The organism is Burkholderia lata, assembly GCF_902499025.1.
GTDB lineage: Bacteria > Pseudomonadota > Gammaproteobacteria > Burkholderiales > Burkholderiaceae > Burkholderia > Burkholderia lata_C.
In genome coordinates, this window is the sequence record NZ_CABVPW010000009.1 from 181160 (window position 1) to 199414 (window position 18255).

Annotated in this window: 12 protein-coding genes; 9 read left to right on the forward strand and 3 right to left on the reverse strand. The window is 64.8% G+C overall.

Annotation, left to right across the window (positions count from 1 at the left end; translation table 11 throughout):
* Positions 1–18: 18 nt before the first annotated feature.
* Positions 19–1335, reverse strand: a complete 1317-nt coding sequence (locus tag BDI24065_RS11670) for a replication initiation protein (RefSeq protein ID WP_175031374.1) — start codon at positions 1333–1335, stop codon at positions 19–21.
* Positions 1336–3902: 2567 nt separating this feature from the next.
* On the opposite strand from BDI24065_RS11670, the gene BDI24065_RS11675 reads away from it, so the two are divergent.
* Positions 3903–4211: a DUF4148 domain-containing protein gene (locus BDI24065_RS11675; protein ID WP_175031375.1), complete on the forward strand. Its 309-nt coding sequence runs from the start codon at positions 3903–3905 to the stop codon at positions 4209–4211.
* A gap of 180 nt (positions 4212–4391) precedes the next feature.
* On the opposite strand, the gene gcvA is transcribed toward BDI24065_RS11675, so the two are convergent.
* Positions 4392–5297 (reverse strand): transcriptional regulator GcvA, encoded by a 906-nt coding sequence (gene gcvA, locus BDI24065_RS11680; RefSeq protein WP_175031376.1) that lies wholly within the window; start codon positions 5295–5297, stop codon positions 4392–4394.
* Between the two features lie 139 nt (positions 5298–5436).
* On the opposite strand from gcvA, the gene BDI24065_RS11685 reads away from it, so the two are divergent.
* The 4 genes from BDI24065_RS11685 (at position 5437) to BDI24065_RS11700 (ending at position 9443) form a co-directional block, all read left to right on the forward strand.
* On the forward strand, positions 5437–6735 hold the full coding sequence (locus BDI24065_RS11685; protein WP_175031377.1) for an adenylosuccinate synthase: 1299 nt from the start codon (positions 5437–5439) through the stop codon (positions 6733–6735).
* Positions 6736–7033: 298 nt separating this feature from the next.
* Positions 7034–7975, forward strand: coding sequence for a LysR family transcriptional regulator (locus BDI24065_RS11690; RefSeq protein WP_175031378.1), 942 nt, complete (start codon positions 7034–7036; stop codon positions 7973–7975).
* Positions 7976–8242: 267 nt separating this feature from the next.
* Positions 8243–9214, forward strand: a complete 972-nt coding sequence (locus tag BDI24065_RS11695) for an aliphatic sulfonate ABC transporter substrate-binding protein (RefSeq protein WP_175031379.1) — start codon at positions 8243–8245, stop codon at positions 9212–9214.
* On the forward strand, positions 9207–9443 hold the full coding sequence (locus tag BDI24065_RS11700; protein ID WP_175031380.1) for a hypothetical protein: 237 nt from the start codon (positions 9207–9209) through the stop codon (positions 9441–9443). The genes BDI24065_RS11695 and BDI24065_RS11700 overlap by 8 nt, the downstream gene beginning before the upstream one ends.
* A gap of 9 nt (positions 9444–9452) precedes the next feature.
* Here the strand turns inward: BDI24065_RS11700 and BDI24065_RS11705 are convergent, their stop codons facing one another.
* Positions 9453–10433 carry an AraC family transcriptional regulator gene (locus BDI24065_RS11705; protein ID WP_175031381.1) on the reverse strand — a complete coding sequence of 327 codons (981 nt, stop codon included), beginning with the start codon at positions 10431–10433 and terminating at the stop codon, positions 9453–9455.
* A 595-nt stretch (positions 10434–11028) separates the two neighbouring features.
* Here BDI24065_RS11705 and BDI24065_RS11710 point away from each other — a divergent pair.
* The 4 genes from BDI24065_RS11710 to BDI24065_RS11725 all read left to right on the forward strand — a co-directional run bounded on the left by BDI24065_RS11710 (position 11029) and on the right by BDI24065_RS11725 (position 18167).
* A complete protein-coding gene (locus BDI24065_RS11710) occupies positions 11029–11913 on the forward strand; it encodes a LysR family transcriptional regulator (protein ID WP_175031382.1) in 885 nt (294 codons plus the stop codon).
* Positions 11914–12144: 231 nt separating this feature from the next.
* Positions 12145–13401 carry an efflux RND transporter periplasmic adaptor subunit gene (locus tag BDI24065_RS11715; RefSeq protein ID WP_175031383.1) on the forward strand — a complete coding sequence of 419 codons (1257 nt, stop codon included), beginning with the start codon at positions 12145–12147 and terminating at the stop codon, positions 13399–13401.
* 15 nt (positions 13402–13416) lie between these two features.
* Entirely contained in the window at positions 13417–16608 is a 3192-nt protein-coding gene (locus BDI24065_RS11720; protein ID WP_175031384.1) for an efflux RND transporter permease subunit, read from the forward strand.
* A gap of 2 nt (positions 16609–16610) precedes the next feature.
* Positions 16611–18167 carry an efflux transporter outer membrane subunit gene (locus BDI24065_RS11725; protein ID WP_175031385.1) on the forward strand — a complete coding sequence of 519 codons (1557 nt, stop codon included), beginning with the start codon at positions 16611–16613 and terminating at the stop codon, positions 18165–18167.
* Positions 18168–18255: the final 88 nt, after the last annotated feature.

An 18255-nucleotide genomic window follows, 5' to 3' on the forward strand; every position in this document is an offset into this window, starting at 1 on the left:
CCGATTGCGAGGCCTCGTTCAGTTGCCTGCGAGACTGCTTTTCAGCAGGAATTCCAGCAAGTCGTCCGAGGTCGGTTCGCCCCACGTGTCCAGTGCGAGCCATCGGAAGAAGCTGGTCTGCGCGAGCTTGCTCGCCTTCTTCTTCGGCGACAGCGTCAGGTCCTTCGAGCCCGCCACCGTCTCGTTGTAACGCTCGATCAGCTTGGTCTGGTCGTCGATCTCCAGTTCGCGGAAATACGCGCCGGCTTCCTCGACCTTCGCCGCCAGATATTTGTCGCGAATCTGTTCCTGCTTGCTCTGTGCGGATTCCTTCGCCGGTGCGGCCGCCTCCGTTCCCTGCCCCTCGGCCAGCGTGTAGCCGTGCGTCAGCGCCTTGCGGAAATACGCAGCCACGTTGTCGACCGGGGCCGCATTCTTCTTCGTAGTCCGATTGAGCGTATAGGCAATCGCCGCCTTGATGCGCTGCACGCCGTATTGCGTAATCAGCCGGCGCGCTTCCGAACGCGGAATGCCGAACTTGGCGACCTCCTCGACCAGCGCTTCGTTCTTGACGTCGCCGTCCTCCACCGTATCGGTGCTCTGCTTGCGCGTCACCTTGAACTGGACGGCCTCCACGCTCCGGCCTGACTTGTGTTCGATCAACTCGAGCGTGTGATCCGATACTTCGTTCACCTCCTGAATGCACGGCACCAGGACCTTGCTCTTGAACAGCTTGTATTCCTTGTACGACTGCGACGCCTTGTCCTGGCCGAGAATGAGGTCGCGAAATTTCGGCAGCGGGATCTTCGCGGTGATACCGATCCCTTCGTAGCGCACCGTGTTTTCCCACAATGCGAGCGAGTGCGACCGTCGGAACTCGCGGGCGATCCGCATATCGATCAGTGCGTAGATCTCCGGGTTGAGCAACTCGCTGCGAATCTGGTCGGAGAAGCTGTACTTCAGCACCGATTGCTCGAGCTCCGCGCCGGCGAGGAGGCCCGACGCTTTCCAGACCGTCGAACGGTCCGCGGCCAGGTAGTCCCAGTTGACGACGGTGCTGATCAGCGAGTTGACCGTGTCCTTCACGTACTTCGTGTTGTTGCTGTTCAACCCGCTCTCGTGCGAAAGCGACGCGATCGAGATCGAGAAACTCGTCCGGCCAGGCTCGAACGCCTCTTGCCGAAGCGCGTTCTTGATCAGCGAGCTGAACATCTTGCGCTGCTGCAGGCCGATCTTTCCGGACTTGGGCGCGATATGAATCGCCTGGACCGCCTTGCGCAGCAAGTCGGGAGGCTCGGGTGTCTGAAACAGCGAAACCTGTTTGTCTGAGCCTTTGCTTGCGGGCTTGCGCGGCATCGTAATGTCCGGATAAGGTGACCTTGGTGAGGGCTGACTTTATACCTTTTCACGTCGACGGGCAACGTCCCTGTTCCTGCGTTACTTGCACTATCGCGGCTAACCATCGGATATGAAAAGGAAATTTACGATCAGACAATCTGTGCGGAGCCCCATATCCATCTACCTTTCGACCAAAATGCCTCCCACAAGCCGCTACCTATTGCATCCGGACACTGAAACCCGGCACGAGATTTGCCCTCGGCAAGGTAACCATCCATGGGAAACCAATGCGCTGAATCGAGATAGTTGGGCGAATTCATGGTGCCCTGCAGCACAGCCGCGTTTCCTTCCCATAACTTGCTACCTTCATGGATTCCCACAGGTGGGTACCTATCGACCGGGCTCGGCTGTGCTGGCCGCACCGATTTTGACCTCGACGGCAGAAATCGCTCCCATAAACGGCAACCCATTGTTTTCCCCATAAATGGTCACCTGTCCGTGGCATCGATCCTGTCCATGGGAAGCCCCCACTGGGGATCTTGGATAAAACCCGTCCCGCGGCCCCAAATGCTGCCCATAACCGGCTACCTTCGAAGCACCCCATAACCGGCTACCAGAGAAAAATCACTGTGAGCACCTGCATCCACGGATCGACAAAAGCACCCCATAAAAGGCTACCTGCAGGCATCCCCATAGACGACTACCCAACGCGTTTCCAGGCCGATTTCCCATAACCGGGTACGCTTGCCCCATATCCACAACCCCGATTCCCCACAACGCGGTACCCCAAACCCCAAATCCACAGACCTGAAACCCCAGATCCTTACACCTGTGCTCCCATAAATGGGTACCGAACACCTGTCAAACCCTTGTGGGACAAGGCTGTGAGCCGTCTAAAAGTAGTTAAAGAAGTAAACGTGGTTAACAAAAGATGTAAACACACGTGCGCTTCCACAGAAAGACGAGCCCCATAAACCGCTACCAATGGGAGCCATCTATGGTGCGCCAAGCGTCGCACTGCGTCGCTTCGGGCCCGGGAAGCAGCGCCTGAGTCCTTGTTTCGCACAGCCTCCAGGCCTGATAAGGCTCTCAAAAGAGGTGAGTACCTACTTACATTCGCTCAAACGTAGAAACCTATGGGGGAAAACGGCGAAAAAGCCTCCGATTCCAGGTACAGGTTCCCATCTATGGGATCCAAAACCGGCTCTTCGATCCCGCGAACAGGTGTTGTCGACCGCCAAAGCTGATCCGCGATCCGGAAACACGGATCTCTTCGGTTTCGTTCACAGCAGTTTGAAATCATCCGAGACGGCGGGCGAAGGGATTTTTTGCACTCACGCATCCCTGTCCGCGGACAAGTTTTTTCGATTGCCCAACCACGCTTCTCGTCAAATTTAGCCTGTGAGCTGTGCACCGGGGAAATCGACGCGACCGGGTTCCCCGCCCTGGGGTCTTCCAGTTTTCTACCTTTGGTTCTACCAACCCAATATCAATGCTGTGCCTCCGGGTCACGAGGAGAGGTCCAGGAACGGCTTCCAGGAGACCAGCGGGGGGCCGGCATCATCTGTATGCGTTGCCGGCTCCTGGGACGGTCCAGCCTGTGTCGCGACTCAACGTGAAGACGCAGGCGACCACGAAGCTCACCGCAATCGAATTCGAGGGATGGTCCCGAACATTCTCACCTCCCGACGCATCGGGATCCCGTAAAAGCTCACCTGCCCGACAAGACCACAGGTATCGACATGCTGTGCGGGCTGAGGCACCCACCTGGATGCCAGGCGGCCAAAACAGCAGAATGAAAAACCTGTGGTTCTCGCACGTTGCCCAATGCATTCCTGAGCAGAATCGGGCGGATCACAGAGGTTGTCGCGACATCAAACCGACGAGCGTGGCGACATCGGTCCGCACCCGCCAGCGTAGTCGTGAAGTGATCCACGCGGATCTCTTCACCGCAAGCAACGCATCCAAGCCTTTCGTCATACGGACCACACCACGACAATTTTGACCAACTCAGGTAGCCGCCGGCATCACAGTGCAGCGACTGGTTGCCGGACCGAGCGCCGCGCGCTGTAGCGATGCAATCGTGCTTGCACTGATCGCTGTAACACCAAATCGTGGTCGTTTATGGGAGAAACCGTTACTTGAGCTGCGGCAACCGGCAACTTGATGCTCGGATCGAGTGTCGCTGCTGTGATCGCGATTGGCCGGATGAAGGCGACATCGAGCGTGAGCGGGCGGCAACACCATCGATGAAACAGCCATTGGAATTTCGCATCGCATCATGGGTACACGACCCATCCTCGCACCAAAGTGCGGATACACCGAACGTCTCCTGCCGCAGCAACGACGCGATCCGCATGTCGACTGATACGCGACACACCGTTCCTGTGCTGCCGGCGACAGTCGAGTGGCCCCACGTTTTCTCCCATACGTGTATCCCCAACTCCGTTGCCACGTTGACGCCACATTTTTCTCGACGCGGTTATGATGCACAGGTCCCGAACGCGGCATGACAACCGATCGGGGCAGGGGCGGTATCTCGATGGTCTTTCAATCCGTGATAAACCAGAAAAGAGAGTTCAGCGATGCGAATCCAGATCAGAAAACTCACGCTGGCTGCTACCGCAGCCGCGTTCCTGTTCGGCTCGGCAGTTCCCGCGTTTGCGCAGACCGACGCCAGCGCGCCCGCCGCACAGGACGCCAAGGCAGCGAAGAGCCAGGCACGCAAGGCGGCCAGGGCCCAACGCAAGGCAGAGCACAAGGCCGCGCGTGCGAAGAACAACGCCGAGCTGAAGAAACTCGAAGACGCCGGTTACAAGCCGGCGGCCAATGATCCGAACTATCCGCAAAACCTGCAGAACGCGGAGAAGAAAGCCGCCGGCGCTGGTCAGTAAGCGTCGTCCGGCGGCAAGCCGCGGTTCGATCCGCGGCTTGCCGAGTGCGTCGCGGCTCCGCGGCGCACATCGAAAACAGCACCCCCGGTATTGATGAAGGCGATACGCAATCCATACGCGTACGTTATTTGATTCGTATTCCTTCATGTCTTGGCGCGCACGACCCGCACACGGATGCGGTCAGTTCCGCGTGCTCGGCGCAGCCGCGTTTCCCGCCACCTTCAGCCAATCCTTGAACGCTCGCACGGTCTCGTCGTTCGCGCGTGCGGAGGCCACGTACGTGAAGTAGCGCCACGGCGGCAGTGCCGGTTCGCTGAACGGCTGCACGAGCCGACCTTCGGCGATGTCGTCCGCGACGAGCGCGATCGGCCCCATCGCGACGCCGAGCCCGTCGAGCGCGCCTTGCAGCGTCAGGTAGAAATGCTCGAGCGTGAGCGAGTGGCGCGGCACGAGATTCGGCTGTCCGGCGGCCGCGAGCCACTCGGGCCACATGCCGGGATAGGTGGCCGCGTGCAGCAGCGTGAAGCCGGCGAGATCGGCGGGCGTATTCAACGGCCGACCGTCCAGCAGCTTCGGCGCACACACAGGCAACCGGACTTCGGACAGGAATTCCTCGGCAACGTAGCCGTCGATGGCCTGCGGGCCGCCGCGAACGATCAGGTCGACCTTGTCGCGCAGCTTTTCGATCGGCTCGTTCGACGTCGACAGCCGCACCTCGATGGCCGGATGCGCGACCTGGAACGACGACAGCTTCGGCACCAGCCAGCGCAGCGAAAACGTCGCGGGTGCGCTGACGCGCAGTACGCGCTGCTGCGCTTGGCCGAAATGCTGTGCCGTGGCCAGTGCGATCCGGTCGAACGACGCACCGACCTCGGCGAGATACGCGCGGCCCGAGTCGGTCAGTTCGACTCGCCGGTTGTGCCGTTCGAACAGCGACTGTCCGAGCCACGCCTCCAGTTGCTGCACGTGCCGGCTGATCGCGCCGTGCGTCACACACAGTTCGTCGGCAGCCAGCGTGAAGCTGCCGAGGCGCGCCGCGGCTTCGAACGCACGCAGCGAATTCAACGGAGGGAGTCGTCGGGCCATTACGTCGTTCGTGTGATATTTACTCACACGATGGTTCAGGTTTAATCGTTTGATCGGGTGCTCCAGCTCCGCCAATATGGCACACAAACGGCCGGCTCGGCCGAACGATTGTCTGAATTTCTCACACGGAGTGCGGAGTATGTCGAACGTGGTGGTCGTGGGCGCCCAATGGGGCGACGAAGGTAAGGGGCGCGTCGTGGACTGGCTGGCGGCACAGGCCGATCTCGTCGCACGCTACAACGGCGGCCACAACGCGGGTCATACGCTGGTCGTCGGCGGCAAGACGTACAAGCTCGCACTGCTGCCGAGCGGTGTCGTGCGCGGCAAGCGCGGCGTGATCGGCAACGGGGTGGCGCTCGATCCGGAAGCGCTGCTCGCGGAAATCGGGCGGATGGCCGAACTCGGGCTGCAGGTGACGCCGGACAACCTGTCGATCGCAGAGAACGCGACGCTGGTGCTGCCGATCCACCGCGCGATCGACCAGGCACAGGAGCGCCTGCGCCGCGAGCCCATCGGCACCACGCTGCGCGGGATCGGGCCGGCCTACGAGGACAAGGTCGGGCGCCGCGGGCTGCGCGTCGGCGATCTCGCGGAACCGGGCCAGCTCGCCGCCAAACTGGACGTGCTCGTCGACCATCACAACGCGTGGTTCCGTGGCCTCGGGCTCGACGAATATTCCCGCGACGCGATGCTGGCGACGCTGGTCGACCTCGCGCCGCGGATCCTGCCGTTCGTGCGGCCTGTCTGGGCCGATCTCAACGACGCGACCGACCGCGGCGAGCGCATCCTGTTCGAGGGCTCTCAAGCCGTGATGCTGGACATCGACTGGGGCTCGTACCCGTTCGTGACGTCGTCCGGCACCGTTGCATCGGCGGCGGCGGCTGGCACGGGGCTCGGCGCGTCGAAACTCGGCCACGTGCTGGGCGTCACCAAGGCGTATGCGACGCGGGTCGGCGGCGGCCCGTTCCTCACCGAGTTGTCCGACGCGACCGGCGAAACGCTGCGTGCCCGTGGGCAGGAGTTCGGCGTGAATACCGGCCGGCCGCGCCGCTGCGGATGGCTCGATGCGGCGCAGTTGCGTCAGGCCGTCAGGATCTCGGGCATCGATTCGCTGGCGCTCACCAAGCTCGACGTGCTCGACGGTTTCGAATCGATCGAGCTGTGCGTCGGCTACGAGCTCGATGGCGTGCGGGTCGATCATTTGCCGGCGAGCCTCGATACGCAGTCGCGCGCGAAGCCCGTGTACGAGCGGTTCGACGGCTGGCGCGGCACCGTGAAGGGGGTACGCGAACGTGCGGCACTGCCGCGCGCCGCGCAGGATTTCATCGCGCGCATCGAAGCAGTCGCGGGCGCACCGGTATCGATGATCACGACCGGCGCGGAGCGCGACGACACGATCGTGGTGCGCAATCCGTTCGACGCGGCTGCCGGCGCGTAACGCGTCATATATGACGTGAACCGTGAAGCGGCATCGTGGTCGGCGGGTAGTTTTTGCCGATCCGGTGCCGTTCGCGTGCCTGCGCGTCCGGTCGCCATGCACGCGGCCCGTCAGTCGCGCGCACGGCGACTCGGCGACACGATTCGGCGTCCGGATCACGCCGGGTACGGCGAACTGGACACGTCCGCACTGCTGCTGTACTGTTCCGCACAATTCGCGCCAGACCGGCCTGCGCCGGAGCCGCCGGCACCATGGCCGCACGGTGGCGCGACGTGATCTCAATCCCGGGGACAGGTCGATGGACACGTTACAGATGATGCGCATTTTCGTCCGGGTGGCGGAGGAGGGCAGCTTCACGAGCGCGGCCCAGCGCCTGGACATCACGACGGCCTACGCATCGCGGTCGGTCGCGCAGCTCGAAACGCATCTGCGCACGCGCCTGCTCAACCGCAGCACGCGCCGCATCGCGCTGACCGATGCCGGGCAGCGTTATCTCGACCGCTGCCAGCGCATCCTCGGCTATATCGACGAAGCGGAGGCCGAGGCGGCCGACGCACAGGCGAAGCCGTCCGGACGGCTGCACGTCCATGCGACGACGAGTTTCGGCCAGTCCTACGTGGTGCCCGCGGTCGTGCGCTACCGTGAGCGCTATCCGTCGGTGGCGGTCGAACTGACGCTGTCGCAGCACGTACCCGACATCATCGACGAAGGCTACGACGTATCGCTGCAGTTGAGCACGACCGAGTTGCCCGATTCCGGGCTCGTGTCGCAGCGGCTCGGCGATGTGGGCAGCGTGCTGTGCGCGTCACCCGCGTACCTGAAGGCGCGCGGCACGCCGCGCACGGTGAGCGACCTCGAGGGTCATGCGTGCCTGCAGATCGTCACGCCGCTCTTCCCGCGTGACCGTTGGCATCTCGACGGCCCCAACGGACGCGAAACGTTCGAACTGCCATTGCCGGATTTCCAGGTGAACATCGCCGATGCGCTCGGCGCCGCGCTGCGTGCCGGACTCGGGATCGGCTCGCTGCCGATGTCGGCCGCATTGCCCGGGCTCGCGAGCGGCGCGCTGGTGCGCGTGCTGCCCGACTACCGGTTGCAGAAGCTGACGGTCTATACGCTGTACGCGTCGCGTCAATATCTCGACGCGAAGATCCGCACGTTCGTCGATTTCCTGCGCGAATGCGTGCCCGAGTTGCTGGCTGCCGACGAGGCAGCGCTGACCGCTTCCTGCAAGTCCTGAAGTCGAGCCTTCGGTGTATGAGCCCGAGGCTGCGCACCAATCGTTCAAATAATATGCAGTCCTGTATTTGACGCGGATGCCGGCTGCATCTTCACGACCGACCCGGGAAACGATGCCCGGGCAACCGGCGTGCCCTTATGAAAGCGCTTGCTTTCGATATCGGACATCGTTGGTTCGGTGCGTGACGCCAACCCCATAGAATCGGTTCGACCGGCTTCATCGCATGCGTGCGCAAAGCCGCATCCTCTTCACCGAACCCGATACGACATGGCAGACCAACACTCCACAACCCGCCGCCGGCTCCTGCAGGCCGGCCTCGCGATCGCGGCGAGCGCCGCCGCGCATCCGGGCGTCGCGCTGGCGAGCACGGCCGGCGCGCGGACGTTGCGCATCGGCTATCAGAAAGGGCCGCTCAGCCTGCTGAAGGCGCGCGGCACGCTGCAGGGCAAGCTCGCGACCCTCGGCGTGGCCGTCACATGGACCGAGTTTCCGTCGGGGCCGCCGCAGCTCGAGGCGCTGAACGCGGGGGCGATCGACTTCGGCGATGTCGGCGAGGCGCCGCCGATCTTCGCGCTCGCGGCCGGCGCGCCGCTCGTCTATTACGCGCAGACGCCGGCTGGCCCGGCGGCCGAGGCATTGGTGGTCGCGAAGGATTCGCCGGTCAGGACCTTTGCGGACCTGCGCGGCAAGCGCATCGCGCTGGTGAAGGGATCGAACACGCACTTCCTGCTGGTCCGGCTGTTGCAGGCCGCGAAGCTCAACTATGGCGACATCACGCCGGTCTGGCTGTCGCCGTCCGATGCGCGGGCCGCGTTCGAGAACCGCTCGGTCGATGCGTGGATCATCTGGGATCCGTTTCTCGCGGTGGTCCAGCAGGCGTTCGGCGCGCGCATCGTCGCGGACGGCACCGGGCTCGTCGAGAATCGCAGCTACTACTTTGCGTCGCGCGCCTATGCGCAGCGCAATGCCGACGTGCTGGACGCGGCCGTGTCGGAATTGACGGCGGTCCAGCGATGGCTCGATGCGAACCGCACGCAGGGTGCGGCCGAGTTCTCGAAGCTGTGGGGGATTCCGGAGCCGGCGGTGGCGCTCGCCTTTCGCCGCGCACGCTTCGGCGTCGAGCCCGTTACGCGCGACACGCTCGCGTATCAGCAGCGCATTGCCGACGTGTTCTACCAGACTGGCGTCTTGCCGAAACGCGTCGACGTCAGCCAGGCTGCGCCGCCCGCACTTGCGTGATGGTGCGGCAACCGCTCAACGGCGGAACGGCAGCGCGACGTCGCTCGGAATCGGGCACACGTACGTACGACCGCCCGCGCGCAACCTCTATCTGCTGTTCCGCGACAGCGCGGTGCTCACGTCGTCGGCCGAGTACTTCGTCCGCTGCATCGATGAAGCCGTGCAGGCCGAGCGTGCGAATGCCGGCGGGAAGAAACGCGGTACGCGTTCGCGTGCGCCACGCGCGTGAGGTGCCGGCCTACGGCGCGACGCGGGATAGCGGCACTGCTTCGTCGCGCAGCTTCAGGACATCGCGGCCCGGCGCATCGCCGAACAGGCGTGCGTATTCGCGGCTGAACTGCGACGCGCTCACATAGCCGACACTGCGGCATGCCTGCCGCGCGTCCATCGCCGACAGGCACATCAGGCGGCGCGCCTCCTGCAGCCGCAGCACCTTCTGGCATTGCAACGGGCTCATCGACGTGACCGCACGGAAGTGGTGATGGAAGGTCGACGGGCTCATGTCCACCTGTCGCGCGAGCGATTCGACCGTCATCGGGTCGAGGTAATGGTCGCGAATCCAGGCGACCGCGCGCGAGATGCGCTGCGTCGTCGAATCGGCCTGGCCGACCTGCGCGACGCGCGCACCCGACGGGCCGCGCAGCAGCCGAATGAGGATCTCGTCGACGATCAGCGGCGCGAGCAGGTCGATGTCGTCGGGTTGTGCGATCAGCTGCATCAGCCGCACGACGGCGTCGACGATTTCCGGCGGCGCATCGTGCGTGTCGAGCGCACCGTAGTCGATGGCCTTCGGCAGCCCGTGCGGAAACACGCGCGGCGTGAGTGTCGCGATGCGGTCCGGGTCGAGATCGAGTTGCACGTAAAGGAACGGCTCGGCCGGGTTCGCGCGTATCACGCGGCCGGTGACGGGCAGGTCCGCTGTCGCGACCATCATCCGGGATTCGTCGGTCACGTAGGTGTCGTCGCCGACCCGTGTCGATTTCGCGCCTTGCCCGACGATGCTCAGGCACGCGTGGTGTACACCATGGTTCCAGGGCGGCGGTGACGCGGAGGCGCGTGCGATGCGCATGCCACGCACCGGGAGCTCGAACGTGCCGTCATGCGGCGCGTACGCGGCGATCAGCGCAGCGAGCCGGGCCGTGGGCGACCGGGCCGGCGACCCGGAGTCGTGATCGGGCGTGAGGCGCAGTAGCGGCGGCGTTCGGGCGTCGATTTCCATATTGCGTGAGCGGATGGCGAGTGGTCGGTGCGAGGCGCGCGGCGGCGATTCCCTGTTGGTGTCCCGGCAAGGGTGCCGGCACGGCGGTCACATCGTACGGTGAGTCGTGCGCGCGGGATTGCCTAAACCTGTCGGAAATTAGCCCGATCATCCGGATCTGCCCGGCGGCCGACCTCATTGCCCGTCGTTGCACGGTGTGCAGCGCACAAATTCGGAAATTAAGGCAAAACAATCGCAGGATCGGGCAAGCCAAGTTCCGTCGGTTTTCATACCATTGCACCTGCTGAAACAAACGCGATCCAGTGCACTCCGGCGATGCGGGTATGACCGTCGCATGGCCGGGGGATGCCGCCGGCGTTGCCGCTGCGAACCACTGGAAAAGACTCAGGACTGCTATTCAAATGTTCATGCATCGGGCCAGCCGAGGCCGGCTTGCGTCCGTCGCATGCCGGCGCGCGTCTGGCGCGAGCGTGCCGACCGACCCGGCGTAGCTGGCGTCGGTGCCGCCGCATTGGCCGGGCCGTTGCAGGTTGGCCGCGATGCGGCGACGGGTGCGCGCGTCAACGCAGTCGACCGCGCAGGGGAATCCGGACAAATGGACCAACTTCAATCGATTCGGGCATTCGTGACGGTGGCAAGGGAAGGCGGGTTTCGCCGGGCGGCGACGCGGTTGCGCGTGTCGACGGCGATGGCGAGCCGGCTGGTCGATGCGCTCGAGACCCGCCTTGGCGCACGCCTGCTTCAACGCAGCACCTGCCACCAGTCGCTGACGGAAATCGGTGAGCTGTATCTCGCGCGTGTCGAGCGGATTCTCGGCGCGATCGACGAGATCGACGGTCGTGTCGTTGCGATGGGCAGCAAGCCGGAAGGCGCGCTGCGCATTGCCGCACCGGTCGCGTTCGGGCTCAGCCAGCTGAGCGCGTTGCTCGATCGCTTTGTGAACCGGTTTCCTGACGTGCGGCCGACCGTGACGCTGACCGATGCGCATGCCGACCTCACATCCGAAGACATCGATGTCGCGTTCCTGACCGATGGCATGCCGGTGACAGGCGCACACGCGTTGCACACGCTGGCCGCCTACGAATCCGTGCGCGTCGCGGCGCCGGGTTATGTCGCTGCGCACGGCGGTGCCGCTGCGTCGGGCGACTGGCCGGACATCACGGCCGTGCGGCTCGATCTGCCGGCGGCCGGCGATGACGATGCGGCCGCGCTCCGACCCGACGCGGCGCCCGGCGCCAGCCCGGGCGTCGGCCATCTCGAGATGGCACGGCGGCTCGCCGTGGCCGGTATGGGCGCCGCCGTGCTGCCCGCGTATCTCGTCGACGCCGATCTGGTGGCCGGCACGCTGGTGCGCGTCGCACCGGTTCGCCCGCTCGCGCCCGTGACGCTGAAGCTCGCGCATGCGCGCACCGCGCATCTGCCGGCCGCTGCACGGGCATTCGTCGAATTCGCCGGCGCCGCGTTCCGGCCCGCGAGCTAGCGGCCCGGTTGGTCGCCGCAGCAACGCCCGCCCGCCAGCGCTGCGGGCTCATGGCTCTTTTTCCACGGAAGCAGTTCGACGAACGAACGCTTCGCAGGGCGCAACGCACGCCCGACATACGCGACCGCATCCGCGGCAAACAGGAAGCGACAGCATTCCGGCCGCGCGTGCAGGTCACGAGGAGATCTGGTGATTCCCATTGAAGGTCGTCTATTTGTGAGAGGTCGCACCATGCGCGTCGAACGGGTTCCATACCGCTTAATCACTGCTGCAACGGCTGCCGTTTTCCTGGCCGCGTGCGGAAAAAAAGAATCGGCACCGCCGCCGCAAACGCCGGAAGTCGGCGTTGTCACCGTCCAGCCGCAAGCCGTGCCGGCGGTAACCGAACTGCCGGGTCGCACCAGCGCGTTTCTCGTTGCGCAGGTGCGTGCGCGGGTCGACGGTATCGTGCTGCGCCGCGAATTCACCGAAGGCACGGACGTCAAGGCTGACCAGCGCCTCTACAAGATCGATCCGGCGCCGTACGTCGCCGCGCTGAACAGCGCGAAGGCGACGCTCGCAAGGGCACAGGCGAACCTCGTCACGCAGAACGCGCTGGTCGCCCGCTACAAGGTGCTGGTGGCCGCGAATGCGGTCAGCAAGCAGGACTACGACAACGCAATGGCCACGCAAGGCCAGGCTGCGGCAGACGTCGCGGCCGGCAAGGCGGCGGTCGACACCGCGCAGATCAACCTCGGCTACACCGATGTCGTGTCGCCGGTTTCGGGCCGTGTCGGCATCTCGCAGGTGACGCCGGGCGCCTACGTGCAGGCGAGTCAGGCGACGCTGATGTCGACGGTGCAGCAGCTCGATCCGGTGTACGTGGACCTCACGCAATCGAGCCTCGACGGGCTGAAGCTGCGCCAGGACGTGCAGAGCGGCAAGCTGAAGACGAGCGGCCCGGGGGCGGCAAAAGTGTCGCTGATCCTGGAAGACGGCAAGACCTATGCGGAGCCGGGCAAGCTGCAGTTCTCGGACGTGACGGTCGACCAGACTACCGGCTCGGTCACGATTCGCGCGATCTTCCCGAACCCGGGCCGCGTGCTGCTGCCGGGGATGTTCGTGCGTGCACGGATCGAGGAAGGCGTGAACGAGAACGCGTTCCTGGTGCCGCAGATCGGCGTCACGCACGACCAGAAGGGTCAGGCGGTCGCACTCGTCGTGAACGCGTCCAACAAGGTCGAGACGCGTCCGTTGACGACCGCCGGCACGTACGGCCAGGACTGGATCGTCGAAGGCGGTCTGGAAGCGGGCGATCACGTGATCGTGCAGGGTGTCGACAAGGTGCGCCCGGGTGCGACCGTGAAGACCGTCGCGGCGCAACTCGCACCGATGCCGGACGCTGCGTCCGCCACACCGGCAAGCGCCGCGAATGCGTCCGGCGCCACGCCGGCGAGCACCGCCGCCAATGCTGCCGCGCGTTCGACCGCTGCGTCGGCCGCGCAATAACAAGGAGTCCGTTTCATGGCCAAGTTCTTTATCGATCGCCCGATCTTTGCGTGGGTGATCGCGATCGTGCTGATGCTGGCCGGCGTCGCATCGATCTTCAAGATGCCGATCGCGCAGTATCCGACGATCGCACCGCCGACGATCCAGATCCAGGCGACCTATCCGGGCGCTTCTGCGAAGACGGTGGAAGACACGGTGACGCAGGTGATCGAGCAGCAGATGAGCGGTCTCGACAACTTCCTGTACATGTCGTCGACCAGCGATGACTCGGGCAACGCGACGATCACGCTGACCTTCGCGCCGGGCACGAATCCGGACGTCGCGCAGGTGCAGGTGCAGAACAAGCTGTCGCTCGCGACGCCGAACCTGCCGCAGGTCGTGCAACAGCTCGGCATGCAGGTCACGAAGTCGAGCAGCAACTGGCTGATGTGGTTCGCGTTCAACTCCGACGACGGCAGCATGTCGAAGGAGGACCTGACGAACTACGTGGCGTCGCATGTACTCGATCCGCTCAGCCGCGTGAACGGCGTCGGCCAGACGCTGCTGCTCGGTTCGCAGTTCTCGATGCGCATCTGGCTCGATCCGGTCAAGCTGACCAACTACAGCCTCACGCCGACCGACGTGTCGGCGGCGATCACGCAGCAGAACGTGCAGATCGCGGGCGGCCAGATCGGCGGCACGCCGGCGAAGCCGGGCACGATGCTGCAGGCGACGATCACCGAATCGACGCTGCTGCGCACGCCCGAGCAGTTCGGCAACATCCTGCTGAAGGTCAACCAGGACGGTTCGCAGGTGCGCCTGAAGGACGTCGGCCGCGCGGCGCTCGGCTCCGAGAACTACACGTTCGACACGAAGTACATGGGGCAGCCGACGGCCGGCCTCGGCATCCAGCTCGCGACCGGCGCGAACGCGCTCGCAACCGCGACCGCGCTGCGGGCCAAGATCGACGAACTGTCGAAGTACTTCCCGCACGGTCTTGTCGTCCACTATCCGTACGACACGACGCCGTTCGTGCGCCTGTCGATCGAGGAAGTGGTCAAGACGCTGCTCGAAGGTATCGTGCTCGTGTTCCTCGTGATGTACCTGTTCCTGCAGAACCTGCGGGCGACGATCATCCCGACGATCGCGGTGCCGGTCGTGTTGCTCGGCACGTTCGCGATCATGGGCGTCGCCGGCTTCTCGATCAATACGCTGTCGATGTTCGGCCTCGTGCTCGCGATCGGCCTGCTGGTGGACGATGCGATCGTGGTGGTCGAGAACGTCGAGCGGGTGATGGCGGAGGAGGGCTTGTCACCGAAGGAGGCGACCCGCAAGGCGATGGGCCAGATCACCGGCGCACTCGTCGGCGTGGCGCTGGTGCTGTCGGCGGTGTTCGTGCCGGTGGCGTTCTCCGGCGGGTCGGTCGGCGCGATCTATCGTCAGTTCTCGCTGACGATCGTGTCGGCGATGGTGCTGTCGGTGCTCGTCGCGTTGATTCTGACGCCGGCATTGTGCGCGACGATCCTCAAGCCGATCCCGCAAGGGCATCACGAAGAGAAGAAGGGCTTCTTCGGCTGGTTCAATCGCACGTTCGACCGCAGCCGCGATCGCTATACGGGCGGCGTGAACCACGTGATCCGGCGCTCGGGGCGCTGGCTCGTGATTTACCTGGCCGTGTTCATCGCGGTCGGCGTGATGTTCGTGCGCCTGCCGAAGTCGTTCCTGCCGGATGAAGACCAGGGCTACATGTTCATGATCGTGCAGACACCGTCGGGCTCCACGCAGGAAACGACCGGCAAGACGCTCGACAACATCAACACGTACCTGACCACCACCGAGAAGGATGTGGTCGACTCGGTGTTCACGGTCAACGGCTTCAGCTTCGCGGGCCGCGGCCAGAACGCCGGCCTCGTGTTCGTGAAGCTGAAACCGTACGAGCATCGCCAGCGTTCGGACCAGAAGGTCCAGGCGCTGATCGGCCGGACCTTCGCGCACTACTCGCAGTACAAGGACGCGATGGTGATCCCGTTCAACCCGCCGTCGATTCCCGAGCTCGGTACGGCTGCCGGCTTCGACTTCGAGCTGACGGACAACGCCGGCCTCGGCCACGAAGCGCTGATGGCTGCGCGCGGCCAGCTGCTCGGAATGGCCGCAAAGGATCCTGCATTGGCACTCGTGCGCCCGAACGGCCTGAACGATACGCCGCAGTACAAGGTCGACATCGATCGCGAGAAGGCGAACGCGCTCGGCGTGACGGCTGCCGCGATCGACCAGACGTTCTCGATCGCGTGGGCGTCGCAGTACGTGAACAACTTCCTCGACACGGATGGCCGGATCAAGAAGGTGTACGTGCAGTCGGACGCGCCGTTCCGGATGACGCCGGAAGACATGAACATCTGGTACGTGCGCAACAGCGCGGGCGGCATGGTGCCGTTCAGTGCGTTCTCGACCGGCCACTGGAGCTACGGTTCGCCGAAGCTCGAACGCTACAACGGCGTGTCGTCGATCGAGATCCAGGGGCAGGCTTCGGAGGGCAAGTCGACCGGCCAGGCGATGGCGGCGATGGAAGCGCTTGCGAGCAAGCTGCCGGAAGGTATCGGCTACTCGTGGACGGGCCTGTCGTTCCAGGAAATCCAGTCCGGCTCGCAGGCGCCGATCCTGTATGCGATCTCGATCCTCGTCGTGTTCCTGTGTCTCGCGGCGCTGTATGAAAGCTGGTCGATCCCGTTCTCGGTGATCATGGTCGTGCCGCTCGGTGTGGTCGGCGCGCTGCTCGCGACGATGCTGCGCGGCCTCGAGAACGACGTGTTCTTCCAGGTCGGCCTGCTGACCACCGTGGGCCTGTCCGCGAAGAACGCGATCCTGATCGTCGAGTTCGCACGCGAGCTGCAGGCGAGAGAGAACATGGGTCCGGTGCGCGCGGCGATCGAGGCGGCGCGTCTGCGGCTGCGTCCGATCCTGATGACGTCGCTCGCGTTCATGCTGGGCGTGCTGCCGCTTGCGATCAGCAACGGTGCGGGCTCGGCGAGCCAGCACGCAATCGGTACGGGCGTGATCGGCGGGATGATCACGGCGACGTTCCTCGCGATCTTCATGATCCCGATGTTCTTCGTGCGCGTTCGCGCGATCTTCAGCGGCGAGACGGAAAACGTCGACGACGCATGGCGTCTCGTGCAGGGCGACCTGCAGCGCGGTCACGACGACGCACACGATTCGAAGGGGCAGTAACGATGCAAAAACACGCTTTGACTGCAACCGCGGCCGCACTGGCTGCCGCGTTGTTCGCCGCGGGCTGCACGATGGCGCCGCATTACAAGCGGCCCGATGCACCCGTCGCACAGGCGTACCCGGCCGGCGGCGTCTACGCGACGCAGCCGGGTGCGGCCGGCGCGCGCAGCGCGAACGGGCAAGCTGCGACCGCTATCGGCTGGCGCGAGTTCTTCGTCGATCCGCGCCTGCAGCGGCTGATCGAGATCGCGCTGAAAAACAACCGCGACTTGCGCGTGTCGGTGCTGAACATCGAGGCGGCGCGCGCGCAGTACCAGATCGCGCGCGCGGGGTTGTTTCCGACGCTCGACGGCACGGGCACGGGCAACATCCAGCGTATCCCGCAGGGTCTGTCGACGTCGGGCGCGTCGATGATCTCGCGCAGTTACAACGTCGGGCTCGCGGCGTCGTGGGAACTCGACCTGTTCGGCCGCGTACAGAGCCTGAAGGATCAGGCACTCGCACAGTACCTGTCGACGTCGTATGCGCGGCAAGCGCAGGAGATCTCGCTGGTGTCGCAGGTGGCTGACCAATACCTGACGCTGCTGTCGAGCGACGATCTGCTGAAGGTCACGGAGGACACGCTGAAGTCCGCGCAGGCCTCCTACGACCTGACGAAGCTGAGGTTCGACAACGGCACGGGCTCCGAGCTCGACCTGCGTCAGGCGCAGACGGTCGTCGAGCAGGCGCTCGCGAGCCAGCAGTCGCAGGCGCGCGATCGTGCGCAGGCGCTGAACTATCTGGTGCTGCTGATCGGCGAGCCGCTGCCGGACGACCTGCCGGCGGGCATGCCGCTCGACGCGCAGAACCTGCTGACGGACGTGCCGGCAGGCCTTCCGTCGGACCTGCTGACGCGTCGCCCCGACGTGATGCAGGCCGAGCAGACGCTGCTGGCCGCAAACGCGAACATCGGTGCGGCCCGCGCGGCGTTCTTCCCGCGTATCTCGCTGACGGGCGCGTTCGGCACCGCGAGCCCGACGCTGGGTGGCCTGTTCAAGGCCGGCACGGCGGCGTGGTCGTTCGCGCCGAACATCGCGCTGCCGATCTTCGAAGGCGGGCAGAACATCGCCAACCTGAACCTCGCGAACGTGCAGAAGCGCATCGAGATCGCGAACTACGAGAAGGCGATCCAGTCTGCATTCCGCGAAGTGTCCGATGGTCTTGCCGCACGCGGCACGTACGACCAGCAGATCGCGGCGCTCGAGCGCAACGAGCACGCGCAGCAGCGACGTTACGATCTGTCGGACCTGCGTTACAAGAACGGCGTCGACAGCTACCTGTCGGTGCTGACCGCGCAAACGGACCTGTACAACGCGCAGCAGTCGCTGATCAGCGCACGTCTGGCGCGCTGGACGAACCTGGTCACGCTGTACCGTGCACTGGGCGGCGGGTGGATCCAGCGGGCCGGCGAAACGCCGCGCGCGCCGGATGCACCGGTCGACTACGACAAGGTGGCCGCTCCGGCGCCTGCGTCGGCAACGGCAACGGCAACGGCAACGGCAACGGCAACGAACGGGTAAGCCTGACGCAGGGCGGAACGGGAGACCGCTCCGTTCACCGAAGCGGCTACCCGTTACCGGCGGTGTGCAGAAACGAAAACGCCACGGA

Bases quoted from the DNA above. Each gene is read 5' to 3' on its own strand.
- BDI24065_RS11670 (WP_175031374.1), bottom strand. From the start codon at position 1,335: ATGCCGCGCAAGCCCGCAAGCAAAGGCTCAGACAAACAGGTTTCGCTG.
- BDI24065_RS11705 (WP_175031381.1), bottom strand. From the start codon at position 10,433: ATGGAAATCGACGCCCGAACGCCGCCGCTACTGCGCCTCACGCCCGAT.
- BDI24065_RS11720 (WP_175031384.1), top strand. From the start codon at position 13,417: ATGGCCAAGTTCTTTATCGATCGCCCGATCTTTGCGTGGGTGATCGCG.
- BDI24065_RS11685 (WP_175031377.1), top strand. From the start codon at position 5,437: ATGTCGAACGTGGTGGTCGTGGGCGCCCAATGGGGCGACGAAGGTAAG.
- BDI24065_RS11675 (WP_175031375.1), top strand. From the start codon at position 3,903: ATGCGAATCCAGATCAGAAAACTCACGCTGGCTGCTACCGCAGCCGCG.
- BDI24065_RS11710 (WP_175031382.1), top strand. From the start codon at position 11,029: ATGGACCAACTTCAATCGATTCGGGCATTCGTGACGGTGGCAAGGGAA.
- BDI24065_RS11695 (WP_175031379.1), top strand. From the start codon at position 8,243: ATGGCAGACCAACACTCCACAACCCGCCGCCGGCTCCTGCAGGCCGGC.
- BDI24065_RS11725 (WP_175031385.1), top strand. From the start codon at position 16,611: ATGCAAAAACACGCTTTGACTGCAACCGCGGCCGCACTGGCTGCCGCG.
- BDI24065_RS11690 (WP_175031378.1), top strand. From the start codon at position 7,034: ATGGACACGTTACAGATGATGCGCATTTTCGTCCGGGTGGCGGAGGAG.
- BDI24065_RS11715 (WP_175031383.1), top strand. From the start codon at position 12,145: ATGCGCGTCGAACGGGTTCCATACCGCTTAATCACTGCTGCAACGGCT.
- gcvA (WP_175031376.1), bottom strand. From the start codon at position 5,297: ATGGCCCGACGACTCCCTCCGTTGAATTCGCTGCGTGCGTTCGAAGCC.